Origin of the sequence: Photobacterium rosenbergii, from assembly GCF_033022775.1 — a bacterium.
GTDB lineage: Bacteria > Pseudomonadota > Gammaproteobacteria > Enterobacterales > Vibrionaceae > Photobacterium > Photobacterium rosenbergii_A.
The window spans coordinates 308,756-331,665 of sequence record NZ_JAWJZI010000001.1; the positions used below are offsets into that span (position 1 = coordinate 308,756).

Sequence of the window (22,910 nt, forward strand, 5' to 3'; positions counted from 1 at the left end):
TATAAGAAAACACTAAGCGACAAATTCAAAAGGAGATTTACACTTATCGATAATTGCAAAATAGATTTACGTATTGAAACCCATTCCTAACGCCTTGTGGCACAAATATTTTTTACTTCACGACAATCTATCACTCCCCCTTCACGGCGAGGTAAAACCCAACGTCTGCAACATGTGTTTCAATATCATAACTATGATACAACTCGAAACATGGTCGCTCATCGAGCTCGAAGCCAGCGTTTTTGACGTCATTTTCAATCTCTTTCCAATACATTGGATAATCTTCTTTATGCCTGACGATTTCTCTTCGGGTGCAGTATTTCCCCGCAGCTAGGGTTTGTATAGCAACATCACCACTTGCTACAGTGCCGGCAGGTACAGTCAAACATATATCTGTCCGGCATTGAGCAGGCGCTATTTTGTCTGGATCATCGTGGTAAATAAACAAACACTGTCCGCCTTGCAACTTTTGCTCCCCTGCCCAGCGGTATAACTGCTCAACAGCAGGTTCATAATTTTCACCATAGGGCCCAGTCACTCTCAGATAAGCTAAGCAAGTTTCACCAATGTGTACGCTTTTCATGTCATTACCCAAACAACGAACTAGTATTAGTGATGTAATGTTCAAACCGCTAAGGTCATTAGTAAGGTTAGCCTATGTTTGAGTGGCTCAAAAATATCTTTAATCCTGCACAACCAGACAAAGACAATATCGTTGAACAACACAGCCCTGATGATGAGGATGGCAGTGAACGATATGCCAAAGGTAGTCCAGGAGAAGACAGCCCCTACGACGGAAACCATGATGGTGGAGACGATGGCGGAGACTAAAAGGTAACTCGGCTTGACATACATCAAGCCGAGTTTAAATATTCGCCAGACTTTTTGCCCATTATCTACAATTGTATTGATGATTAAGCAATCTGTCGGAGGCAATTATGAGCTTGGTACCTCGTGATTCTTGGTTCGACTTTTCGCAGATGTTCGATCATGCCTTTCCTACACTAAGGCACAGACTTGATACTGATGTTTATTCACCAAGAATCGATATCATTGAAAAAGACAATGCGTTTGAAATCAGCGCTGATCTTCCCGGTGTTAATAAGAGTGATATTTCTGTCCAACTATCCAATGGTTCTTTGACCATAGAAGCTGTCACTAAGAAAGATGATCTAGAAGAAAAAGATGGAAAAGTGATCCGCAAAGAACGTTATGAAGGTAGGCTGATGCGAAGTTTTTATCTTGGCCACAATATCCAACAAGAAGACGTTCATGCTAGCTTCAATGATGGGGTACTCACCATACAAGTACCAAAAGTTGAAGGGGCTTCACCCAATAGCACCAATGTGGAAATCAATTGATTCAATACGACAAGCAACACAAGAGGCTAGCTAACTAGCCTCTTTTTGCATCTGCTTACAAATGAGCATGAAACCAACCGTACTTCGCTTTATAATACCCCTTTTATTTCTTCGTTTTGCTGCTCTTTAGTCATGGCCAAATCAAAACCTGTCGTTAGCATTGAGACCTATGGTATCCATTCAACCTGGGATGCCGAGTCCAAACACTTACCCAAAATCCAGACCTTTACCACCGATGTGCCAGCAGAAATAGACATCGAGTTCGGGTTTACTGTCAATATTAAGAAAGCCCGTGGCGAGAAGATCCGCTATTGTATTTACCATCCAGGTATCACCGACGAAGATGGTGATGAGCTAGAGCCATTTGATGGAGAATTGCATGTTCGCACCAACGATTGGGATTTCTACCTCGGTGACACCATTTGGGAGCCTATTTCCAATAAAATCGGCAAATGGCGCATGACGATTGAACTTGGTGGTAAGGTGGTAGCAGAAAAAAATTTCAACCTTTATGCCAAAGATGAAGCTGAGTTCTGGAAAAAACGTGGCTACTAGAAAAACAGAACACAATATAAACACTTATTTGCTAGGTTAGTAATGTATACACAACATCCCGCTGATACGGTCATTGTTCTCGACTTTGAGACAACAGGCCTTTCACCCAACATGGGCGATCGTGCCATCGAAATCGGTGCAGTAAAAATTCAAAATGGCATTGTTATTGACCAGTTTCAGCAACTGATGAATCCTGGTTTCCGTGTTAGCAGCTTCATTGAAGGTTACACGGGCATCACCAATAAAATGCTAGAGTCGGCACCGAGCTGCCATGCGGTTATGGACGAATTTGCTGATTTTATCCAGGGCTATAACCTCATTGCCCATAACGCTTCATTTGATCAACGTTTCCTTGATGCCGAACTGGGTATGCTTAATCGCCAATATAGCGGTGACTTTGTCTGCTCCATGCTATTGGCGCGCCGACTATACCAAGAAGCCCCGAATCACAAATTAGGGACTCTCGTTAACGAACTCAATATTCCCAACGACGGTACCTTCCACCGGGCTTTAGCGGATGCCGAAATTACGGCAAGACTGTGGTTGCGATTAGTCAATGTAGTAAAAGATAAAACCAATTTACCATCGATCTCTTTCGATGTGATGCGCAAGTTGAGCAAAACAAGCAAAGCGTCAGTACCAGCGCTAATTAGGAAAATTGCCGCCTGATCCTGACTTATCTTATAGCCCAAGCGTTATGCTTGGGCACATCTGTAACACTGACGACAAATGGTGGGCTATAGCAATTTAGCTTGCAGCCACTCAGAAATATCCTTGATTTGCGGGTAACATACCTGGTGCTCCATCGGGTATTCACGCCAATTTGGTGAAAACCCAAGCCCCTCAAGGGCACCTAGGGCATCCCTCCCCATTGCGGGCAACACAACTGGGTCATAACTGCCATGCATGATTTCTATTTCTAGCTGCTTATTGGCACAGCTTACTTCAATATCTTCCGCGGTAGGGAAATAGGTAGAGAGAGCGAGAAGCCCAGCCAATGGCTGCGGGTAAGTTAATGCGACTTGATAGGCAACCGCACCACCTTGGGAGAAACCTGCTAGCAATACCCGCTCGCTAGGAATACCACTGGCTATTTCATGATCCACCAGCTTTGTTACCGCATCAGCCGAATCGAGCAACTGCTGCGTATTGAGTTTCCTCCCTGCTCCCATCTCTAGAATGTCATACCAAGCCGGCATGACCATACCACCGTTAATCGTGACCGGAATTGAAGGCGAATGAGGGAAAATAAATCGAATAGGAGCGCCTTCAGGAAGCTTGAGCTCAGGGAGTATGGCCTCGAAGTCGTGACCATTGGCACCCAACCCATGAAGCCAGATAACACTCGCTGTTGGCGTAATTTCAGGCTCGACAATCACGGAAGATAAAGTTTGGGTCATTGAATTAGCATCCTGCATTTGATGGTGTTAGAGCTCTAATATACCTGTAGGGTGCACGTGAAATAAAGCCACTCATGCTTTCGAGAAATTGATACTTATCTCTTGAACTAGAATGGCAAGTGATTCGTTATTCGGGCACAACCCGCGCGGTACGGCCATCGACATTAACCCTGACTCGTTGCCCGACCGTGAACATCATATTGGGGTTTGCTTCTTGCACGATAGCTATAGTCTCCCCGGTGTCATCCATCTTAATCGTTAAGTTGACACCATTACGGCGGGTCACCCCTTCTGCTGCTTTACTACCAGCATAACCACCAAGTACACCACCACCAATAGCCGCGATATCAGAGCCGGAGCCGCCACCAATTTTTGAACCAAGAATACCACCTACGGCAGCACCCGCTATAGCACCAACAGCTTGACCTTCGCCTTCAATGGTAACGGGTTCAGTCTTCATCACAACACCATATCGCACCTGCTGAATTGTACGAGTATCTGCAACTCCATAGGAGTCACCATAAGGGTTACTCGAACACCCTGTTATTCCTATCCCTAGTAGGCCTAACAACAGCACAACCGGATAAAAAAGCTTATTCATGCCGACACCTTTTTGTTACGTAGGATCCTGCCTTAAGTATAGCGTTAGCTTTACAAGGCTCTAGCAAGGTATTCTGAACAAATATCCCGCAACTAAAAGCAATCCGGCACCAGCATTGTAAAAATCAATTGCATTTTTTTACTAACGCTATAACTTGTTTGCACTCATCAGATATAAAGCCCTCAAATACTTTGGCTTAGATACAAGAAATGAAACATTCACTTTCACTCCCCAAGTTCATTATGCTGATCTTCGGGTTATCGCTTGTATCCCTATCAACTTATATAAGTTTCTTATTTCAGTCTGGATTTGAGCACAACCGTTACCACCTAACCGTTGTGGTTGAGGCCTCTGAACAACGGCTAGAGGATGATGAAGAGTGGTATCTCTCTTCACTACATAAGCACGAGCCCATTGGTTGGATAACCATTAGCTCCCCGCCTACGTCACAACGGCACCTCGAGCTTTCCCAGCAAACAGTACCTGTTGATTACTGGTGGCAAGCATCCGAGAGACGACTTCTGGTCAAGCAATGGATAATGATTGCAATGGCTGTCGTCGCCATACCCTTGTGTGCTTACACGCTAGTAAAAACCAAACACCGCTTGGGCGGCTGGAAAGAAGCTAATCTCCAGTTCCGCACTATTGTTGAGCATCACTAACCAATCGAAACAACAACATAGATGTTTTTCGGCCTTAAAATGCCAGCGTGCGCAATACATATTGCGCAGATTGTTATTGCTTACGATTCAAGAAATTATGCTTAATTACAGACCAAGAATTGATTATCCATTGCTGATCGCCATCAGCATCCTGATTTTACTCGGCTCCCTCACAGTATGGAGTGCCAGTGGCTTTAGCGAGCCGATGCTCGAACGCCACCTTATTCGTGCTTTGATCGCACTGTTTTGTTTGGTGGTGATGTCTGCTATTCCGCCGATCAAATACCAACATGCCGCCCCTTATCTTTATGGCTTAGCCATTGTGTTGTTGCTGGGGGTTATCGTCATGGGCGATAGCACTAATGGCTCGCAGCGTTGGCTGGCTATTGGCCCTATCCGCTTCCAACCGTCAGAGTTGGTTAAAGTTGCCATTCCTATGATGGTGGCCTGGCTCTTGGTGGTTGATGCCGGCCGTCCTGACCTAAAAAAAATCGGTCTTTGTTTATTGGTAACGGGTATACCGGCAGGCCTGATCTTTATCCAACCGGATCTTGATGGTGCCATCTTCACCATCATCTATGCCTTGTTCGTTCTGTATTTCGCAGGTATGAGCTGGAAAATCATTGGTTCATTCCTTGGTGGTATCGCCACAGCGGTTCCTCTGCTGTGGTTCTTCGTGATGGAGGCTTATCAGAAAAAACGCGTTACCCAGTTCCTTGATCCGGAGTCAGATCCGCTTGGTGCCGGTTATCAAATCATTCAATCATTGATTGCCATTGGTTCAGGGGGAATTAAAGGCAAGGGTTGGACCAATGCCACGCAGGGACATCTTGGCTTTATCCCAGAGAGCCATACTGACTTTATCTTCTCGACCTATGCCGAGGAGTGGGGGTTTATCGGTAGCCTGATACTACTGGGGTTGTACTTGTTTATTACGGGCCGAGTGATTTGGTTGGCCTGTCAGTGTGAATCGCCATTCAACCGATTGGTCAGCGGTGCATTATCACTAAGTTTCTTCTTGTATGCGTTTATCAACATGGGCATGGTCAGTGGTGTGTTGCCGGTAATGGGCAGCCCTCTCCCCTTCTTCAGCTACGGCGGTACCGCGATGATCACGCAAGGTGTGTGCTTCGGTATCATTATGTCGTTGTGTCTATATAAGCCGTACAAGAGTAAATAACGCTAAGATTCATTATCTATGCGAGGCCAGTAGGATCAAATTTCAAAAACGCATTAATACACCCATGTAGCCCCGGCTCTGGAACGCCAGCCCGGGGCATCCATGGTGGGTAGGATTTTAAATTTAACCCTACTGCTCTCTATATCTCACCTGTCACTGAAACTGCTTACTTCACAAAATACATATCCTTGGCGTAGATGTTGCCCTTAGGATTATTGATAGGGAAGCCTTTCAAATCCGCTTTAACCAAACGGGTATGGTTATAGTGGTATAGCGGGATCACAGGTGCGGCCTCATTGAGGATCTCTTCTGCCTGATGGTACAAATCATAACGCTCGCTTTGGTCTGATGCCGAAGCTGCCTTAGCAAGCAGATCATCAAATTTACTGTCACAGAAACCGGTCTCGTTGCTCACATGGCCACATTGGAAACTGCCTAGTACTGATGATGGTTCAGCAAAGTCCCCAAATGCATAGGAGCGTGCGACAGTAAAGTCACCTGCTGTCTTGGCCGACAAGTACGCGTTCCACTCCATATTGTCCAGCTGAACATTCACGCCCAGCGGTTTCCACATTGAAGCAATAGCCAACGCAATTTTCTTGTGATTCTCACTGGTGTTATAGGTCAGCTTAATTGAAAGCGGCTTATCCGGCCCATATCCTGCCTCTGCTAACAGAGCTTTGGCTTGCTCAAGGCGCTGTTTGCCATCTGTCGCTTTAAATGAAGGCACAGCCCCTTCATAGCCAGCAATAATGTCCGGCACGACAGAATAGGCTGCGGGTTCACCTTGGCCGGTGATTTTATCAACCAATATTTCACGGTCGATAACCATGCTAAGGGCACGGCGTACATCAGCATTATCGAAAGGAGCAACTCGGGTATTGAATGCATAGACATAGGAGCCGAGCAAACGAAGAGCCTGAATCTGTTCCGGGCTTTCTTTGATGAGCTTTTGGTAGTATTCCAATTGAACACGGTTGGTCATATGGATTTCACCGGCTTGATATCGGGTAAGCTCGGCATTTTGTGACGACAGCGCAAGGTAAGTCACTCCTTCAATCACCGTTTTGTCATTCGCTCGGTATTGCCCATTTCTAACCACATCGACTTTTTCATTCGGTACCCACTGCTTCAGTGTATAAGCACCATTTGACACAAAGTTCTCCGCGCGGGTCCAGCTATCACCATGCTTCTCAACTATTGACTGCGGCACCGGAAAGAAAGTTTTGATACTCATCATGCTGATGAAATACGGAGTCGGACGAGTCAGTGATACCACTAAGGTTCGCTCGTCTTTAGCCTTTACACCCAACTCAGATGACGGTTTATCGCCAGCAATAATCTCATCGGCATTGACTACATTCGCAGTCTGGAAATTAAAACCCGTCGAGTTGCCCGTCTTGCTATCGACCGCCCGCTGCCAGGCATAGACAAAATCTTGAGCCGTCAATGGCGAGCCATCTGACCATTTCAAGCCATCGCGTAAAACAAACGTCACCGTTTTACCGTCTTCAGATGTCGACCATGATTCTGCCTGACCCGGAATGGTTTCACCTTTTAGGTTCTCGATCACCAAGCCTTCAAAAAGATCATTGACGATCACATCGCCCGGACTGCCTGAACCGACAAAGCCAGGATCGACAGTATCTGGCTCTGCGCCATTGGCTCTGACCAAATACTGGTTTTTAGCGAACTCTACACCTGCTGGCACCTCAGCAGCAATCAGATTAAAAGCGGGAAAAGCAAGTGCAGCACTGATCGCTGCGGAAAGAACGTATTTTTTCACTACTACTAAGTCCTTTTTATATTGATACATAGCCAAGTACATAGATGTAACTGATGAGGCTAATGACTTCCTTTTGTCAGAATGACCTACAAATAGAACGCTATATTGTCCTTCAGATCAATAAGCCAAACTAACATATTGCTCAACTCAGAATATTTGTTCGCCGTTTTAACTTACTACAGTAAAGCATATTGACAAGCATGAAGTTGTTAGCATTGTCCTCTTAATTTGACCATTTAACTTCAGTAATTCAACAGAATACCAATTTTCTGTGATGTTTCTCAGTAAACAGCTGAAGCATTTGCCATACTTTCGAATTGTTCTGTCATTAATCAAGGAAGAAACAGCAATATGAAAGACGAAACGATCTCCATACACAGTGGCTATGAAACCTGCCCGACGACGAAGTCTGTCGCTACACCGATTTACCAGACTGTTGCCTATGAATTTGATGACGCTCAGCATGGTGCTGATCTCTTTAACTTGGAAGTACCGGGCAATATCTATACCCGTATTATGAACCCGACCAACGATGTACTAGAAAAGCGGATGGCTGCGTTGGAAGGTGGTATTGCGGGATTAGCCGTCAGTGCAGGAAGTGCAGCTATCAACTATGCTGTCCAAACCTTGGCCGAAGCGGGTGATAACATTATCTCAACTCCTCAGCTTTATGGTGGGACTTACACCTTGTTCGCCCATATGTTACCTAAACAAGGTATTGAAGTTCGCTTTGCACCAGATGACAAACCTGAGAGCCTGGCGGCCCTAATCGATGACAACACCAAAGCGGTTTACTGTGAGAGTATCGGTAACCCAGCAGGGAATATTGTCGATTTGGAAAAAATCGCAGAGCTTGCCCATCAGCAAGGTGTACCCGTTATTGTCGATAACACAGTCGCGACGCCTGCTCTATGTAAACCTATTGAGTTTGGCGCGGATATCGTGGTTCACTCGCTAACCAAATACGTAGGAGGTCATGGTACAACCCTTGGCGGTATGATCATTGACTCCGGTAAATTCCCTTGGGCTAAATTCAAAGATCGCTTCCCTGTCTTCAACCAGCCAGAAGCCTCTTACCATGGTGTCGTATATACCGAGGCATTTGGCGAAGCCGCTTTCATCGGCCGCGCCCGTACTGTACCTCTGCGCAACACGGGCTCAGCACTGTCACCGATGAATGCCTTTATGTTGCTGCAAGGGCTTGAAACACTCCCGCTTCGCATGGAACGCCATACCGAGAATGCGCTTAAGGTTGCTGAATATCTGAAACAGCATGAAAAGGTGAGCTGGGTGAGCTATGCCGGTTTGTCTGATTCACCTTACTACCCACTGGCTGAGAAGTACATGAAAGGCAAACCTTCAGCAATTCTCTCCTTCGGATTGAAAGATGGCTATGATGCTGGCGTCCGTTTCTACGATGCACTGAAAATCTTCAAGCGCTTGGTCAACATAGGGGATGCTAAATCACTCGCTTGTCACCCCGCTTCAACCACTCACAGGCAGTTGAGTGAAAGCGAACAAGCTCAAGCGGGGGTCAGCCCAGAGATGATTCGCCTTTCCGTCGGTATCGAACACATCGACGATATCATTGAAGACTTGGAACAAGCGTTGAACGCATAACATCCAATCAAGTTCGGTGTATAAGGGCTAAACTGCAATTTCCGTTTTGTTTTTGCATGTTTAGCCCTATTCTATTTATAGGATTACCGAATATTTGGATAGCAATTTGCCGTATTTAACCGATAACGCTCAACCCGACAATACTATCAAAATAGCGACTTTCAATTTATGTAATTACCTCGCCCCGCCCGACGCTTTCTACGACTTCGAAAATATCTATTCGCAAGAGCAATGGGATAGAAAACAAACTTGGATCCGCACTTACTTAGAAGATCATCAACCTGACGTGGTTGGGTTTCAGGAAGTCTTTTCTTCACCCTCTCTACAGCAACTGACAAAAGAGTCTGGTTATGCTTATTTTACTGTTATCGATGAGCCAAACGTGGTCGACGACTATATCTACGATAGCCCGGTGGTCGCCATTGCCTCACGCTTTCCGATCACAGGCTTCAGCGCTGTTCCAGAAGACGCCAATCTCAATGGCCCGCTAGGGATCAGTGACAGCTTTTCTTTCAGCCGCAAACCGCTCAGAGCAACGATACAACTACCTCAGCTAGGAGAATGCGACTTCTATGTCGTTCATTTTAAGTCGAAGAGGCCCATTGTTGATGAGGGCTTTCGTCAAATTAATATCGATACAGCTTTTTATTCAGAAATAGCCGCTGACAATTTACGTGCAGAGATCCTTGGCCAGTGGGCTTCAACCCAACAACGAAGCGCGGAAGCTGCCCAGCTCATTAATGCTATCTGGAAACGAAAAATGAAGTCGGGGTTACCTGCCATTTTAATGGGTGATTTCAATGACGAGTTAGAGACCAGTGTATTGCACCATTTACTTGCTGATGGTGGTCGCCAGAAAAATGATGCCTTTTCGAACGCTATTTCCCAACGCTTCCGGCTTCAACAGAGTTGGTCACTGTTTCAGGCCAGCCTGTGCCATCGCGAATTCAGCAAACTTGCTGTTTCAGGTTCTGTTAATGATATTGCTGAGCAAAACGTACCGATCCCTAGTAAACACCCGGCACCATATACCTTTTACTATGGTGCAAAGGGCATGGTGCTTGACTACATCTTATTAAGTGGTGAATTCGACGCGAGCTTCGACGAAAGCCTGGCTGAAGTTTACGATTATCACCTTTACGATAAGCACCTTATCAACCCATCCTATGACATAGATAGCCATAGCACAGACCATGCAGTTGTGATGATTTCACTTCTCATTCGGCAATAAGGCTTTAAACAAAAATGATGACAATTTGGCAATTGGTTTAAAGCCACCCATTTCGATTAATACCGCAACAAAATGTAAGACACGCCTCACAATGACATGCAAATAAATACAATCAACAAGCAATAAAGTGATCAATACTGCAAAAACGAAAACGTTAAACCTTTAGTATTACGCCACTTTATTCATAAAAATCATAAGTTAACATGAAAAAACATCTTTTAGCCTCAACCATTCTTCTCGCCATGAGCGGCCATGCCTTCGCAGCTGACGGCGATATCGTTGATGTCACTATCTTAGGTACATCTGACATTCACGGACATTTCATGGCGTGGGATTACGCCAGTGACAAAGCCAATACCCGCGGCAGCCTGAGCCAAATCGCCACGAAGGTAAAAGAGGTCCGAGGCCAATCTGACAATATCATTCTGGTCGATGCCGGTGATACCATCCAGGGTAACTTCGTTGAAACCTTCAAGGATGAGCCTGTCGATCCTATGATGCTCGGCTTCAATGAAATGAACTACGACGTATGGGTGTTGGGTAACCATGAGTTCGATTTTGGTCTCAAGGTGCTAAACCGCTCGCTTACACAGTTTAAAGGGACTTCTCTGGGCGGTAACATCAAACGCAAAGATGGCAACCCATTCTTACCTGCCCACACAATTATTGAGCGTCAAGGCATTAAGATTGGCGTTATCGGTATGGATACACCGATGACTCAGGTGTTTGCTGAAGGGACAAACCGCCTAGAAGGCATGACATTCACCAACCCTTCGTTGGAAGTGAAAAAAGTCATCAAGCAAATTGACGATAAAGTAGACGCTATCGTGCTTGTTGCACATATGGGTCTTGATAACGAAAACAATATCGAAGCAACCGGTGTCACCGATATCGCCAACGACAACCCAGAGCTGGATGCCATTGTTGCTGGCCACATGCACACCCACATCGATAAGGCCGTGGTCAATGGTGTAATTATCACTGAGCCTGATAAATATGGCCGCGCCCTTTCTCGTATCGATCTTCAGTTCGAAGAGAAAAATGGCCAATACACTTTGGTGAACAAAGACAGCTGTACCTACAAAATTAACGGTATAGATTCTGATGACAAAATGGACGAGCTGTACTCGCCATATCACAAAAGACTTCGCGAGCAAGCTAATCGCGTAGTCGCTGAGCTTACAGGCATCGACCTTGTACCGCAAAATGAGATCAAGGGGATCCCGCAGGTACATATCCAAGACACAGGTATCAGTACTCTATTCCAAGAAGCCAGCATGTATTATGCGCCGAAAGCCAATGTCATTGCCCTTCAGATCGATAATGACAAGGCTGAGCTGAACGTTGGTAAGATCAAGGCTAAAGATATCGCCTATAACTACCAGTATGCAGGTGGCGAGATCACTGTTTATGAAATGACAGGTAAAGATCTAAAAACCTACATGGAATGGTCAGCTGGCTACTTTAACAGCGTCACGCCAGGCGATGTGACCTACAGTTTTAACCCTGATCGCCGTGCATCGAAATACTCAACCAATGACTTCTTTGCCGGTGTTACCTACACCATCGACTTATCCCAGCCACAGGGCCAGCGAATTACTGATCTACAGTTCGCTGATGGTACAGCTGTGACCGATACTACCCCTATCCGCTTAGGCATGAACAGCTACCGTATGGGTCACCTGACAAAAGCTGGCGGCGTATTGGAAGGCAAATCTTTTCCTGTACTATTTGATACCGAAGCTGAATACGGTGAAGAAGACGGCACAATTCGAAATCTGACCATTCGTTACCTGACTGAAGTTAAGCACGGCAAATACGAAGGTAAGCCAATGCAACGTTGGAAGCTTTCAGGCCTTGAAGGTTTTGAAAAGCAGCGTGAAGTCGTCAAGACACTAATAAACGAAGGCAAGATTTCCGTACCAACCAGCAAAGATGGTCGTTACACCAACATCGCTTCAATTAATGTCAAAGATCTAATGTTCAAGTCGCCAAAACAAGCTGCCGAATATATCAAAACACAGCAACAAATGCTTAAAGGTGATGTCAGCAAACATAAGGCGAAAGAAATTGAGCGAAATATCGTGATTGCTCAAGCACTGAATAATGTTTAGCAGTAAGGCTATTTCATTTAGAACTGCCACTCTGGCAGCATAACCACAACCTCAATTACAGCTCCTCACTCGAGGGGCTTTATTTTTTCATGGACAGAATCCGTCCTCAGCACTACATTTGACTAATTAACTGTACACCCAGTAACTTGGGTATATGTAACTGCATGGTTTAATTAATCAAAGCTCACAACTTTAAAATGTCTGATAAGGAAGTCAAATGTCGAAAAAAGTTTACTGTATTGCCCAATTCCAACCTAAAGCTGGCCGTGAACAAGAGTTATTTGTTGCCCTCCAAGCTTTAGAGCCAAACACGCTAAGAGAAGATGGCTGTCTGCAATATATCGTCACGCGACAGATCAAAAGCCCGTTTGCCGAGGGGAACTCTATGTCTATTGCGTTCAATGAAATATGGTCAGATATGGCTGCATTTGAGGCGCATTGTAAGAGAAACGAGATCCAAGCTTTCTTTGCTACCCATTGTGAGGCTGAAACAGGTGCAGCCAAAGAGTGGAATGTGTGTATTTACACTGATGAGCCTGAAAACTTTGACGCGCCGCAGAAAGTTTCTTAATGCAGATGCTTTCTTAAATCGGCTCAGATAAAGATGAAAGCTCTTATCTAATTGCCGGAAGCGCAAACTTGCGAACCCTTCCGGCAGTTCTCGAAGCTACGCTTACTTAAAGTGTCCCAAATTACGTAAAAGATTTATGTCAGAGCATCAACAACCGGCCGTGCCATCACGCTTTACATTAGCAATCGTTTTATTTGAAGGGTTTGATTTACTTCAGGTATCGGCTGCTATTGCACTGTTTCATGGATTACCCGAGAAGTTTGATATTCTGCTGACCTCAGAAAACAGCGAGGCGGTGGCCAGCCAGCAAGGTATCGCATTAAATGCTGATTTAAGCTACCAGGCATTAATGGCCTATGACATTCTCTTCATTCCCGGCGGCTCCGGCGTCGAAAGTGCCCTTCTAAACGAGAACCTAATTCATTGGCTTACTAAACAAAATCGACATGACACCCTCATTTGCTCGTCATGTTTAGGGGCTGTGTTACTCGCTCAGGCAGGGCTACTTGAGAATCACTCTGCGACCACCAATAAACAACACTATCATTGGGCAACGACATTTGGAAACCAAGTTAAATGGAACCCCGTAGCGCGGTGGACACGTGATAAACGTGTATTTACCTCGTCCGGTAATACTGCCTGTTTAGACATGCTTATCGCTGTGATTGCAGAATTTCTCAACGAAGAAGCCGCGCGCAAGTTAGCAATAAAAATGGAATACCTTTGGATCCATGATCCTGACGATGATCCTTTCGCGCCCCTTCACATCGTCGAATGAAGCTGGTGTGAGGCCCAAGTGAGAAAGTTTAGCAACCTTCATCCCACATGACATGGCATTCTGCCTGTTTAGCCGCTTGTAGCATTTCTATCAGTGGCGTTGCACGAGTATGGAGACTTACTACCGGCTCCATGTCTAAATCAGCGACATCATCCACATCAACAGCTTCTTCATCGGCAGATTGCAACTCTAAATGACGCAATCTTTGGGTTTCTGCAGTGAGTTTTGCAAGCGCATCATCAATATCCTGTGGGTCAATGGCTCCTGGGATGTTCTCGCAATGCCCCATAAACTTAAGAAATTGTTTAGCGACATCACCAAACATAACGACATTTGCGTGAACCTTGCATTTAAACGTCACCAACATTATTCATTCCTCCTCTTATCTCTACGGGCATAATGGTAGCCCGCTATCCCACCCGAAATAGCACCGAATAAATGGCTTTCATAACTTATCCACTCTTGAGTGGGTAAAAAACCCCAAACCATTGAGCCATAAAAAAACATCACCAAAACGGCGATAGCAATCGACTTAACACTACGATACATAATTGCGTACATCAGCAAATACGCCCATAGTCCATAGATAATCCCACTCAAACCTATGTGGTAATGCATTCGACCGAACAACCAGACACCCAAGCCACTGCCTAACCAGCTAATCATAAAAATAGCGATTAACCGTGCCAAACCTGATCGAGATAACAGAAACGCCAAAACAGAAAACGACAGGATATTACTGATCAAATGGCCCCAAGAGCCATGGAGAAATGGGTAAGCAATAATGCCGGTAAACCCACCAAAGTGACGTGGTAATAGGCCAAAATCAGAAAGATAGCCGACAGTGAATACATTGACGACATGCACGACAGTGATGAGCACGACGATTGTCGTAATGAACTTTAACGAGTCTCTGTCTTTCTGATCCAGCTTCATCATCTGCAACCATTAAAATGCATTAGCTTATATACCATCATCACCCATAACGTTTTTTCTACCAAAACGACTGCCTGGGTTTGTAATCTATATCAACTTTCTTACGTTGTCGTTTACCGGCGATATGAAAGTTCTTACCGAGAATCAATCTGATCTGATTCAAGGTTTCAGTGGCTAGCAAGCGACGATCTGAGCTATGCCAACAGCGATTCATTGTTAACTTAATAGCAGCAATAGCATCTGGAGAACCTTTGCAAATCGCTTGACAGATTGATTGAGCATACTGCATAGGATCTTCAACGACTTCGGTCACCAAGTTCAACTTGTTCGCTTCATCAGCTTGTAAGATTTCCCCAGTCATAGTCAATCGCATGGCTGCATCTCTTGGCATCACTTCACGTAAGGACATCAACCCTGCCATATCTGGCATTAACCCCCAACGGATCTCCATAATTGACAACTCTGCATCTGGCGAAGCGATACGAAAATCCGCTCCCAACACTATTTGCATACCCCCGCCCCAACATTTGCCTTCTATAACAGCAATGACAGGGCAAGGGATCTTACGCCAATTTCGCGATACACGTTGTGCCATATTGGCATTGCCAGGCAACCATTTCGCAAGTAATGAAAGTGCATTAGAACGTGAGGTCACCACACTTTTCACATCGAGCCCACTACTGAAATTGCCGCCCGCACCTTTAACAATCACTGCCCGCACATCCTTGCGCTTACGTAGCTGGTTACTTACTTTGTCTAGCTCTTTGAATAAAGACATATCCAGTGCATTACATTTATCTGGCCTGTTAAGCACAACAGTAACGACACCATCCTCTTCTTCAACTAGCAATCTGGTCCATGACATAGTCGCCCTCTCCATTCTGGTCTGTCCAGTTACACCATGAACATTAACACAAAATCAACAAAGCACCGCATTGAGTCTTCATCTTTGTGGCGGTTCAAATCCTTTTTTTTCAGCATAGAGTCGCCATTCAGAAGACGTCGAAGAAGATATAGGTTCAATAGTCTCAACACTTACTGCTACATCACCACCAGTACAGGTTGTCCCTGTTGGCTCAATTGAAGCTCTGAATAACGGATAGGAATGACTACCTGAGATACACCAATCTACATCCATTTCCCCTCCCTTGCTGTCACAGACATCAGCGATAAAGTGCTGGAACTCATCTATTGAGCCTTTCCCCTTGTCCAAACACCAAAGGCGGTTGTAATAGATGTACCCGTCACGAGGGTGATAAACCTTACTGGGAAAAAGTGAGGTAAAATCCCATCCGCCACCACGTGTTGCATTCACGTACTGCGCCGATAAACTGGCAATGTCTTTATTTTCATCGATCACAGGCTTTGAGTAATGTTGGCTAGTACAGGCACTTACTAAAACACAGCTAAATAATGCCAAACCTGCTTTCCCCATATCCGCACCTTCATGTTAACTACTGCATCCGACTCCCTCAGAAATGAGGCGTTTAATGTCAGAGGGTTACGCATTAATGCCACTTCATTAAGCATAGTGAGGATTTATCTTTCCCTCTAACCCATTTGCAACACTAAGCACTAAGTCTTTTGAGACCCTTCTTGGACTACGCAGTAATAGATGCATCTCCTCCCAGTATCAGCAAGCAATGAGCAAATACCCCTTGCTAAGCTATGCTTTTATGAGAACAAGCCCAAAGTGTGATGTGAGCCAGATATGTACTTAGAACCTCATTCGAGACTATTAATCGCTGATACTGCCGAGGTATTGGACGCTTTTTTAGACAATGGATTGCATAAGGAATATGAGATTTACTGTCAATTTCCTCACAGCTTGCATTTACAAGAAAAGCTGAAAAATGAATCGCCCATTTCTGTTGAGTTTAATGACGGCTTTATTATCAGCGAAGACGCGTTGTGAGATTTATACACACCTGCATCTAATACTTATAGGTGAAAGTATGGCTAAGCAATTAATATTACTGTTTTTTATATTAATTAATATCGGTTGTACTAAGGATGTTGTTACTGACTTTAATAGTGCAGTGAACTACAACAATTACAAAACCTATGAGTTTGCGACCTTCTCTACTACCCAAGCCACCACGCTCGATGGAAAAAGAATTGAAGATGCCATTGCTACACAACTTTATACTAAAGGGTTAACGGGTGTGAATGATAATGCTGACTTATTAGTTAGGCATTCCATCGTCGAACAAAGTGATTTTCAAACCTACGGTACATCATTTGGATTTGGATACAGGCATCGAAGTGTTGGTGTTGCTTATTCCACACCAACACAGATTAGAGAATATCGGTACGGTAAAATAATTGTGGAGCTCATTGACACCGAAACCAATAATGTTATTTGGCGTTCGACGTCGCAACGAAGACTTACCGAAACAATGACTCCCTCATCTCGAAAATCATTCATTGATAACCAAATCAATGAAATGTTTAAAGAATACCCCCCGCAATAATAACCACAAATTTTAAAGCTTAATTAAAAATTTCACCCATCCATTCCCTTCCTTATTCAACATAATAAAGCAGCTAGTTAAGAAGTTGAAGAACCTGCTAGTCACTATTACTAAAACGAAACAACCATGTTGTAATAATTCTTATCATCTACCACGCCTCTTCCTTGAGATGTAGACACTAAAAATATTTATATGCAACATATGAAAGAAATTATAATAAGTCTCTCATTTATGCAAAAAGCCAGCAGGACTATCCCTACTGGCCTTACTTTATAGATTCAAATTGATTTGACTGAAATTACTTCTCGCGGCGCTTCTTCACATCTTCCGCAAGTTGACGTAGTACTTTCTCTGTGTCGCCAAAACCAATACAAGCATCTGTGATACTTTGACCGTAAGTGGGCTCCTGGCCTTCTACGATATCCTGGCGGCCTTCTACAAGGTGACTTTCGATCATCACACCAAAGATAGCTTTATTACCTTCAGCGATCTGGCTACCTACATCTTCAGAAACCAGTAACTGGCGCTGGAACTGCTTTAGGCTGTTTGCGTGGCTGAAGTCGATCATCACCTTCTGGCGCAAACCGGCTTTCTCAAGCTGATCAGTAATCGAGTTAACATGCTCTTTACTGTAGTTAGGCTCTTTACCGCCACGTAGAATGATGTGACAGTCTTCATTACCGGCAGTCGATACAATCGCAGAGTGACCATACTTAGTGACTGATAGGAAATGGTGCGGAGCACTCGCTGAACCAATCGCATCGGTTGCGATCTTGATGTTGCCATCGGTACCGTTCTTGAAGCCTACCGGACAAGATAGGCCCGAAGCCAGTTCACGGTGAACCTGTGATTCTGTGGTACGTGCACCGATTGCACCCCAGCTGATCAAATCACCCATGTACTGCGGCGTGATCATATCAAGGAACTCACCTGCTGTCGGTACACCCATATCAGTTAGGTCAAGCAGAAGCTTACGGCCCATGCGTAGACCATCATTTAGCTTAAAGCTGTTATCCATGTACGGGTCATTAATCAGACCTTTCCAGCCAACAGTTGTACGTGGCTTTTCGAAGTAAACTCGCATAACGACTTCTAGCTCGCCTTTTAGCTCTTCACGCAGCGCTTTTAGCTTCTGGCCGTACTCCAAAGCAGCTTTGGTATCGTGAATAGAACATGGGCCAACGATTACCAGCAGGCGATCATCTTCGTCGTTGAGAATATTGTGAATTGATTGACGAGCTTGATATACCGTTTCAGACGCATTTTCTGTTGCAGGGAAACGCTCCAGTACCGCGACAGGAGGGAGAAGTTCTTTTATTTCGCTAATGCGAACATCATCGGTCTTATGCATTGTTACTTCCTAATTTACGCACTTGTCAGCTGTAAACTAATAATTACAGACTTTGTTGACAGTATATTTCGAATCCAATTGACATAAACTTATCTGTCTTTTATGTGCAGTGCAAACGCTAATTGACCAATTTGGTGATTTTTTTTCATAACGGCTATTTATTAATCAACATGATGCGTAATCAGAATAATTTCACAGTTATCACTCTATAATCACTCCATATCTTTGAATTCCTCTTTACAAAGCAATAGCATAGTCAAATAAACACCTTCTCTTTGGAGCGGTCTGGATGACCAAAGAAACTGTAATTTCGTTTCAAGACATCAATAAGTGGTATGGAGATTTCCAGGCACTGAAGAATATTAACCTCAACATACAGCGAGGGGAAAAACTCGTCATATGTGGTCCATCCGGGTCGGGAAAATCTACTTTAATACGTTGTATCAATGGCCTAGAGCAGTTCAATGATGGTCAATTAGAGGTGGCAGGCCAACCATTAAATGCACAACATCTCAAACGTATTCGTGGACAAGTGGGCATGGTGTTTCAACACTTCAACCTATTCCCTCACATGACGGTATTGGAAAACCTTGCTCTCGCGCCTCGCCGCACTAGAAAGCTGAGCAAGCAAGAAGCCGACAAATTGGCGATGAAGTACCTTGAACGCGTTCATATTGCCCATCAAGCGGATAAATACCCTTCACAGCTTTCAGGTGGACAACAACAACGTGTAGCTATTGCCCGTTCGCTTTGCATGAAGCCTAATATCCTGCTTTTTGATGAACCAACATCCGCGCTCGATCCGGAAATGATCCGCGAGGTCTTGGATGTTATGACAGAACTTGCTGATGAAGGGATGACCATGATTTGTGTCACCCATGAGATGGGCTTTGCTAAAAAAGTTGCTGACCGCGTAGTCTTTATGGACGAAGGTGAAATTGTTGAAATTGCTCCCCCCTCTCAACTGTTTGATTCCCCAAAACACCCAAGAACCCAAATGTTCTTAGAGCAAATTCTGAGTTATTAAGGGTGGCATGATGATTCAGAACGTAGTTAGTTCATCACAGATAATGAAAACGATGGGGCGTATTTCCAAACCTTTCTTCTCAGGGTTATTGCAAGTGGGTCTTGTCGCTATGTTTTTACTGTGGTTACTGGAAACCGGTGCCGATGCGATGAACTACCGTTGGCAATGGTATCGGATACCACAGTATTTGTGGTTTGTTGAAGATGGCCAATGGTTTCCAGCGGAATTATTAGAAGGCTTAAGAGTAACACTTGAAATTTCAGCCGTTAGCTTATTTTTCACTTTAGCTATAGGTTTGACTACTGCCCTACTTCGGCTGTCTGACTCTGTTGTGGGCCGTACTGTTGCCAGGGGTTATATCGAGCTTATCCGTAATACCCCTTTACTGGTTCAGGTTTACCTACTTTATTTTGTCTTTGGCCCAGTTCTTGGACTAGAAAGATTTACAACTGCGGTATTGGCGTTATCACTTTTCCAAGGCGCTTATACCGCAGAAATTTTCAGAGCAGGCCTAACCAGCATTGATCGCGGACAGTTTGAAGCCAGTGACAGCCTTGGCCTCTCGGTTTTTGATAGTTATCGTTTTGTCATCTTGCCGCAAGTCATTAAGAGAGTCTTGCCACCTTTGACAAATGAAGGGGTTTCACTTGTTAAAAACTCATCAATAGTCAGCGTAATGGCCATCTTTGATTTGACCACAGAGGGTAGGAATATTGTCGCTGATACGGCCATGCCCTTCGAGGTATGGTTTACCGTTGCAGGTATCTACCTTGTTGTCACCCTTACACTCTCAGGCTTTGCCGCTTGGTTAGCACACAGGTTAGATACTCCGTCACACTAACAGAGCAATTACCAAAAGAGCTATCACCAAAACAACTATCAGTACTATGTATCAACAGTCATTTAGAAAATGGTCAATTAGGAGAAAGGAAGCATGAAACGATTACTCTCAGCATTTATTGCTGTTATGGCGCTAACGATAGCCTCTGTCTCAACAGCCGCCGATAAAAGTGCACTGGTTGAAATCAAAGAACGCGGGACACTTCGTGTTGGGCTCTCAACATTCGTCCCTTGGGCAATGAGAGATAAACAAGGAGAGCTTGTCGGTTTTGAAGTTGATGTTGCTCGCCGTTTGGCGAAAGATGCAGGGCTAAAAGTTGAATTCATCCCGACAGCGTGGGATGGAATTATTCCAGCCCTACTTGCCGGTAAATTTGATGTCATCATCGGTGGCCTATCCATTACCCCCGAACGTAACATGAGCGTATTGTTTACTAGCCCATATGCTCATTCAGGGGTACAGCTTGCAGCGCATAAAGAGCTTGCTGCAGACAAAACAAGCTTTGAAGACTACAACAAGCGCAGTGTAACCTTAGCTGTCCGTCGAGGCGCTTTCACAGTACAAACTGCAAAGAAGTATTTCCCAAAAGCGAAATTACGTCAGTTTGATGATGAAGCACAAGCATTCCAGGAAGTACTTAATGGTAATGCGCACGCGGCACTAGCCTCTTCACCAAAACCCGAACACATGGCGATTCAGTATAGTGACAAACTCTATATTCCTTTCGAAGAACGTCTGAGTCGTGGTTCGGAAGCATTTGCAATTCGCCATGGGGAGTTTGATCTACTTAATTTCTTCAACAACTGGATTTTACTTCGTACCGAAGACGGTTGGCTGAAAGAGCGACACGACTACTGGTTCACCACCCTTGACTGGGAAGACCAGATCGCAGAAGGACAATAAGCGTTGTCGCATTCAAAGTCACAAAACATGCCGGGAATTAAATTCCCGGCTAATTTAAAACTGAACAAGCTTGATGCCTTTCTGCTGGCACTAATTGCCATTGCCATTGGCTGGTTGTGGTATCGCTCTTCTGCCGGGATTCACTACCAGTGGAACTGGGAAAAAGCGTTTAGCTTGATAATGACACCAGGCCGAAATGGTGAACTACCTTATTTTTTTCAGGGGCTGCTTGCCACATTGCGCCTGAGTTTGTGGGGAATGGTGTTTGCCGGCGTACTGGGTATGCTACTTGGCTTGGCCCGCCGCTCCACATGGTTTTTCTTACGACTACCAGCGCAAGCCTACATCCAGTTGGTGAGAAACATCCCACCATTAGTTTTTGTGTTCATCTTTTACTTCTTTATTTCGAGCCAACTGATCCCGGTTTTAGGTTTAGACACCGTATTTAGAAATACACCCAGTGAAATCGGCCATTGGCAGTCTGTACTGTTTGGTCCGGCAAAATTATGGGAGAACTTATTCTCAGGGATCTTATGTGTCGGTCTAATCGCAGCGGCATATATTGCTGAGATAGTCCGCTCAGGTATTGATGCTATTGCAAAAGGTCAATGGGAAGCCGCTAACTCGCTTGGGTTATCTCCAATTGACCGATTCCGCTATGTTATCTTCCCTCAGGCATTAAGTGGTATTGTTCCACCACTCGCAGGTCAATTTATTTCCTTGGTCAAGGACTCCTCCATTATCTCGTTAATATCTATCCAAGAGCTCACTTTTGTTGGCAGCGAAATCGCCAACTCTTCAGGTTTGATATTTGAGATCTGGCTCTTGGTCGGTGCGGGGTACCTTTTCCTGTGCCTTGGCTTATCTGTTCTATTTAGCCACTTAGAAAAACGTTCACAAAAACACTATCAACCTTGATGAAGGCGACTTCAGCCACATATACAATCATCACAGCAAAAATAAGGGAGTCGATTCAAGGCTCCCTCTTTATTTGGAAGACACTGAGCTTTCTGTTGTGAAGCTCTCGGTCACCAATATGTTCCATCCCTATTTTTTTCATCACCTGGCGTGCCGACATATTTCGCACACAAGTAAACCCGATAATGCTGTGGAAACCCGCCTCTTGAAAACCGTACTCAAGGATCGCTTTTCCAATTTCTGTCGCATAGCCTTGATGCCAATGATCTTCACAGATCACCCATTCAATTTTTGCTGTCGAATCATTATCTCCATAGGGATGCAATCCAACTCGACCGATTAGGGTATGACCGTCAGAGAGTATAAGCGGGCAGTTAAAATAACCACGTTGACCATCAGGCACAGATGGCTCAATGTGATACTTTTGCAGCTCGCGCCTTGCCTTGTCTTCAGACCAAGGTTCTTCTCCCGTGAAAGTATGAACTGATTGATTGGACATTATCCGGTACAAACCAGCAAGGTCGTCTTCACCCCATGGCCTAGTGTATAGACGAAGAGTTTTAATACTCGGTGAAACATCTAAAATCATATTCATCCCTCT

At 44.7% G+C, this 22,910-nt stretch carries 26 protein-coding genes; 16 read left to right on the plus strand and 10 right to left on the minus strand.

What is annotated here, in order from left to right; translation table 11 throughout:
- Nucleotides 1-130: 130 nt before the first annotated feature.
- A complete protein-coding gene (locus R2X38_RS01430) occupies nucleotides 131-583 on the minus strand; it encodes a GyrI-like domain-containing protein (protein ID WP_317520218.1) in 453 nt (150 codons plus the stop codon).
- Nucleotides 584-657: 74 nt separating this feature from the next.
- On the opposite strand from R2X38_RS01430, the gene R2X38_RS01435 reads away from it, so the two are divergent.
- The 4 genes from R2X38_RS01435 to R2X38_RS01450 all read left to right on the plus strand — a co-directional run bounded on the left by R2X38_RS01435 (nucleotide 658) and on the right by R2X38_RS01450 (nucleotide 2,585).
- Nucleotides 658-831, plus strand: coding sequence for a hypothetical protein (locus R2X38_RS01435; RefSeq protein ID WP_317520219.1), 174 nt, complete (start codon nucleotides 658-660; stop codon nucleotides 829-831).
- A gap of 107 nt (nucleotides 832-938) precedes the next feature.
- Nucleotides 939-1,361, plus strand: coding sequence for an Hsp20/alpha crystallin family protein (locus tag R2X38_RS01440; protein WP_317520220.1), 423 nt, complete (start codon nucleotides 939-941; stop codon nucleotides 1,359-1,361).
- A 132-nt stretch (nucleotides 1,362-1,493) separates the two neighbouring features.
- Nucleotides 1,494-1,916: a DUF3859 domain-containing protein gene (locus tag R2X38_RS01445; RefSeq protein ID WP_317520221.1), complete on the plus strand. Its 423-nt coding sequence runs from the start codon at nucleotides 1,494-1,496 to the stop codon at nucleotides 1,914-1,916.
- Nucleotides 1,917-1,958: 42 nt separating this feature from the next.
- Nucleotides 1,959-2,585, plus strand: coding sequence for a 3'-5' exonuclease (locus tag R2X38_RS01450; protein WP_317520223.1), 627 nt, complete (start codon nucleotides 1,959-1,961; stop codon nucleotides 2,583-2,585).
- Between the two features lie 68 nt (nucleotides 2,586-2,653).
- On the opposite strand, the gene R2X38_RS01455 is transcribed toward R2X38_RS01450, so the two are convergent.
- The gene (locus R2X38_RS01455) at nucleotides 2,654-3,316 is read right to left on the minus strand and encodes a carboxylesterase (RefSeq protein WP_317520224.1); all 663 of its coding nucleotides are present in this window, start codon (nucleotides 3,314-3,316) and stop codon (nucleotides 2,654-2,656) included.
- 127 nt (nucleotides 3,317-3,443) lie between these two features.
- Nucleotides 3,444-3,917, minus strand: coding sequence for a glycine zipper 2TM domain-containing protein (locus R2X38_RS01460; RefSeq protein WP_317520225.1), 474 nt, complete (start codon nucleotides 3,915-3,917; stop codon nucleotides 3,444-3,446).
- Between the two features lie 209 nt (nucleotides 3,918-4,126).
- Here R2X38_RS01460 and R2X38_RS01465 point away from each other — a divergent pair, with 209 nt between their 5' ends.
- Together R2X38_RS01465 and rodA are read left to right on the plus strand one after the other, a co-directional pair.
- The gene (locus R2X38_RS01465; RefSeq protein WP_317520226.1) at nucleotides 4,127-4,579 is read left to right on the plus strand and encodes a hypothetical protein; all 453 of its coding nucleotides are present in this window, start codon (nucleotides 4,127-4,129) and stop codon (nucleotides 4,577-4,579) included.
- A 97-nt stretch (nucleotides 4,580-4,676) separates the two neighbouring features.
- Nucleotides 4,677-5,759, plus strand: a complete 1,083-nt coding sequence (gene rodA, locus R2X38_RS01470; protein ID WP_317520227.1) for a rod shape-determining protein RodA — start codon at nucleotides 4,677-4,679, stop codon at nucleotides 5,757-5,759.
- 166 nt (nucleotides 5,760-5,925) lie between these two features.
- Here the strand turns inward: rodA and R2X38_RS01475 are convergent, their stop codons facing one another.
- Nucleotides 5,926-7,575: a peptide ABC transporter substrate-binding protein gene (locus R2X38_RS01475; RefSeq protein WP_411184412.1), complete on the minus strand. Its 1,650-nt coding sequence runs from the start codon at nucleotides 7,573-7,575 to the stop codon at nucleotides 5,926-5,928.
- 321 nt (nucleotides 7,576-7,896) lie between these two features.
- Here R2X38_RS01475 and R2X38_RS01480 point away from each other — a divergent pair, with 321 nt between their 5' ends.
- The 5 genes from R2X38_RS01480 to R2X38_RS01500 all read left to right on the plus strand — a co-directional run bounded on the left by R2X38_RS01480 (nucleotide 7,897) and on the right by R2X38_RS01500 (nucleotide 13,859).
- On the plus strand, nucleotides 7,897-9,165 hold the full coding sequence (locus R2X38_RS01480) for an O-acetylhomoserine aminocarboxypropyltransferase/cysteine synthase (protein ID WP_317520229.1): 1,269 nt from the start codon (nucleotides 7,897-7,899) through the stop codon (nucleotides 9,163-9,165).
- Nucleotides 9,166-9,271: 106 nt separating this feature from the next.
- Complete coding sequence (locus R2X38_RS01485) at nucleotides 9,272-10,396, plus strand: endonuclease/exonuclease/phosphatase family protein (protein ID WP_317520231.1); 1,125 nt, start codon at nucleotides 9,272-9,274, stop codon at nucleotides 10,394-10,396.
- A 203-nt stretch (nucleotides 10,397-10,599) separates the two neighbouring features.
- Nucleotides 10,600-12,510, plus strand: a complete 1,911-nt coding sequence (locus R2X38_RS01490) for a bifunctional metallophosphatase/5'-nucleotidase (RefSeq protein WP_317520232.1) — start codon at nucleotides 10,600-10,602, stop codon at nucleotides 12,508-12,510.
- 217 nt (nucleotides 12,511-12,727) lie between these two features.
- A complete protein-coding gene (locus R2X38_RS01495; RefSeq protein ID WP_317520233.1) occupies nucleotides 12,728-13,081 on the plus strand; it encodes a putative quinol monooxygenase in 354 nt (117 codons plus the stop codon).
- 136 nt (nucleotides 13,082-13,217) lie between these two features.
- Entirely contained in the window at nucleotides 13,218-13,859 is a 642-nt protein-coding gene (locus R2X38_RS01500; protein WP_317520234.1) for a DJ-1/PfpI family protein, read from the plus strand.
- Between the two features lie 28 nt (nucleotides 13,860-13,887).
- Here R2X38_RS01500 and R2X38_RS01505 read toward each other — a convergent pair whose 3' ends face one another.
- From R2X38_RS01505 to R2X38_RS01520, 4 genes are all read right to left on the minus strand, one after another.
- The gene (locus R2X38_RS01505; RefSeq protein ID WP_317520235.1) at nucleotides 13,888-14,226 is read right to left on the minus strand and encodes a DUF1840 domain-containing protein; all 339 of its coding nucleotides are present in this window, start codon (nucleotides 14,224-14,226) and stop codon (nucleotides 13,888-13,890) included.
- A complete protein-coding gene (locus R2X38_RS01510; RefSeq protein WP_317520237.1) occupies nucleotides 14,226-14,798 on the minus strand; it encodes a rhomboid family intramembrane serine protease in 573 nt (190 codons plus the stop codon). The genes R2X38_RS01505 and R2X38_RS01510 overlap by 1 nt, the downstream gene beginning before the upstream one ends.
- Before the next feature lie 55 nt (nucleotides 14,799-14,853).
- A complete protein-coding gene (locus R2X38_RS01515; protein ID WP_317520238.1) occupies nucleotides 14,854-15,660 on the minus strand; it encodes a crotonase/enoyl-CoA hydratase family protein in 807 nt (268 codons plus the stop codon).
- Between the two features lie 78 nt (nucleotides 15,661-15,738).
- Complete coding sequence (locus R2X38_RS01520; RefSeq protein WP_317520239.1) at nucleotides 15,739-16,230, minus strand: hypothetical protein; 492 nt, start codon at nucleotides 16,228-16,230, stop codon at nucleotides 15,739-15,741.
- 520 nt (nucleotides 16,231-16,750) lie between these two features.
- On the opposite strand from R2X38_RS01520, the gene R2X38_RS01525 reads away from it, so the two are divergent.
- Nucleotides 16,751-17,269 (plus strand): DUF4136 domain-containing protein, encoded by a 519-nt coding sequence (locus tag R2X38_RS01525; protein ID WP_317520240.1) that lies wholly within the window; start codon nucleotides 16,751-16,753, stop codon nucleotides 17,267-17,269.
- Between the two features lie 298 nt (nucleotides 17,270-17,567).
- Here R2X38_RS01525 and aroG read toward each other — a convergent pair whose 3' ends face one another.
- Nucleotides 17,568-18,620, minus strand: a complete 1,053-nt coding sequence (gene aroG / locus R2X38_RS01530; RefSeq protein ID WP_317520241.1) for a 3-deoxy-7-phosphoheptulonate synthase AroG — start codon at nucleotides 18,618-18,620, stop codon at nucleotides 17,568-17,570.
- A 289-nt stretch (nucleotides 18,621-18,909) separates the two neighbouring features.
- Here aroG and R2X38_RS01535 point away from each other — a divergent pair, with 289 nt between their 5' ends.
- From R2X38_RS01535 to R2X38_RS01550, 4 genes are all read left to right on the plus strand, one after another.
- Entirely contained in the window at nucleotides 18,910-19,647 is a 738-nt protein-coding gene (locus R2X38_RS01535) for an amino acid ABC transporter ATP-binding protein (RefSeq protein ID WP_317520242.1), read from the plus strand.
- A gap of 43 nt (nucleotides 19,648-19,690) precedes the next feature.
- Nucleotides 19,691-20,488 (plus strand): amino acid ABC transporter permease, encoded by a 798-nt coding sequence (locus R2X38_RS01540; RefSeq protein WP_411184590.1) that lies wholly within the window; start codon nucleotides 19,691-19,693, stop codon nucleotides 20,486-20,488.
- A 93-nt stretch (nucleotides 20,489-20,581) separates the two neighbouring features.
- Nucleotides 20,582-21,391 (plus strand): transporter substrate-binding domain-containing protein, encoded by an 810-nt coding sequence (locus tag R2X38_RS01545; protein ID WP_317520244.1) that lies wholly within the window; start codon nucleotides 20,582-20,584, stop codon nucleotides 21,389-21,391.
- A gap of 27 nt (nucleotides 21,392-21,418) precedes the next feature.
- The gene (locus R2X38_RS01550) at nucleotides 21,419-22,309 is read left to right on the plus strand and encodes an amino acid ABC transporter permease (RefSeq protein WP_317520245.1); all 891 of its coding nucleotides are present in this window, start codon (nucleotides 21,419-21,421) and stop codon (nucleotides 22,307-22,309) included.
- Between the two features lie 55 nt (nucleotides 22,310-22,364).
- On the opposite strand, the gene R2X38_RS01555 is transcribed toward R2X38_RS01550, so the two are convergent.
- On the minus strand, nucleotides 22,365-22,898 hold the full coding sequence (locus tag R2X38_RS01555) for a GNAT family N-acetyltransferase (RefSeq protein ID WP_317520246.1): 534 nt from the start codon (nucleotides 22,896-22,898) through the stop codon (nucleotides 22,365-22,367).
- Between the last annotated feature and the right edge of the window lie 12 nt (nucleotides 22,899-22,910).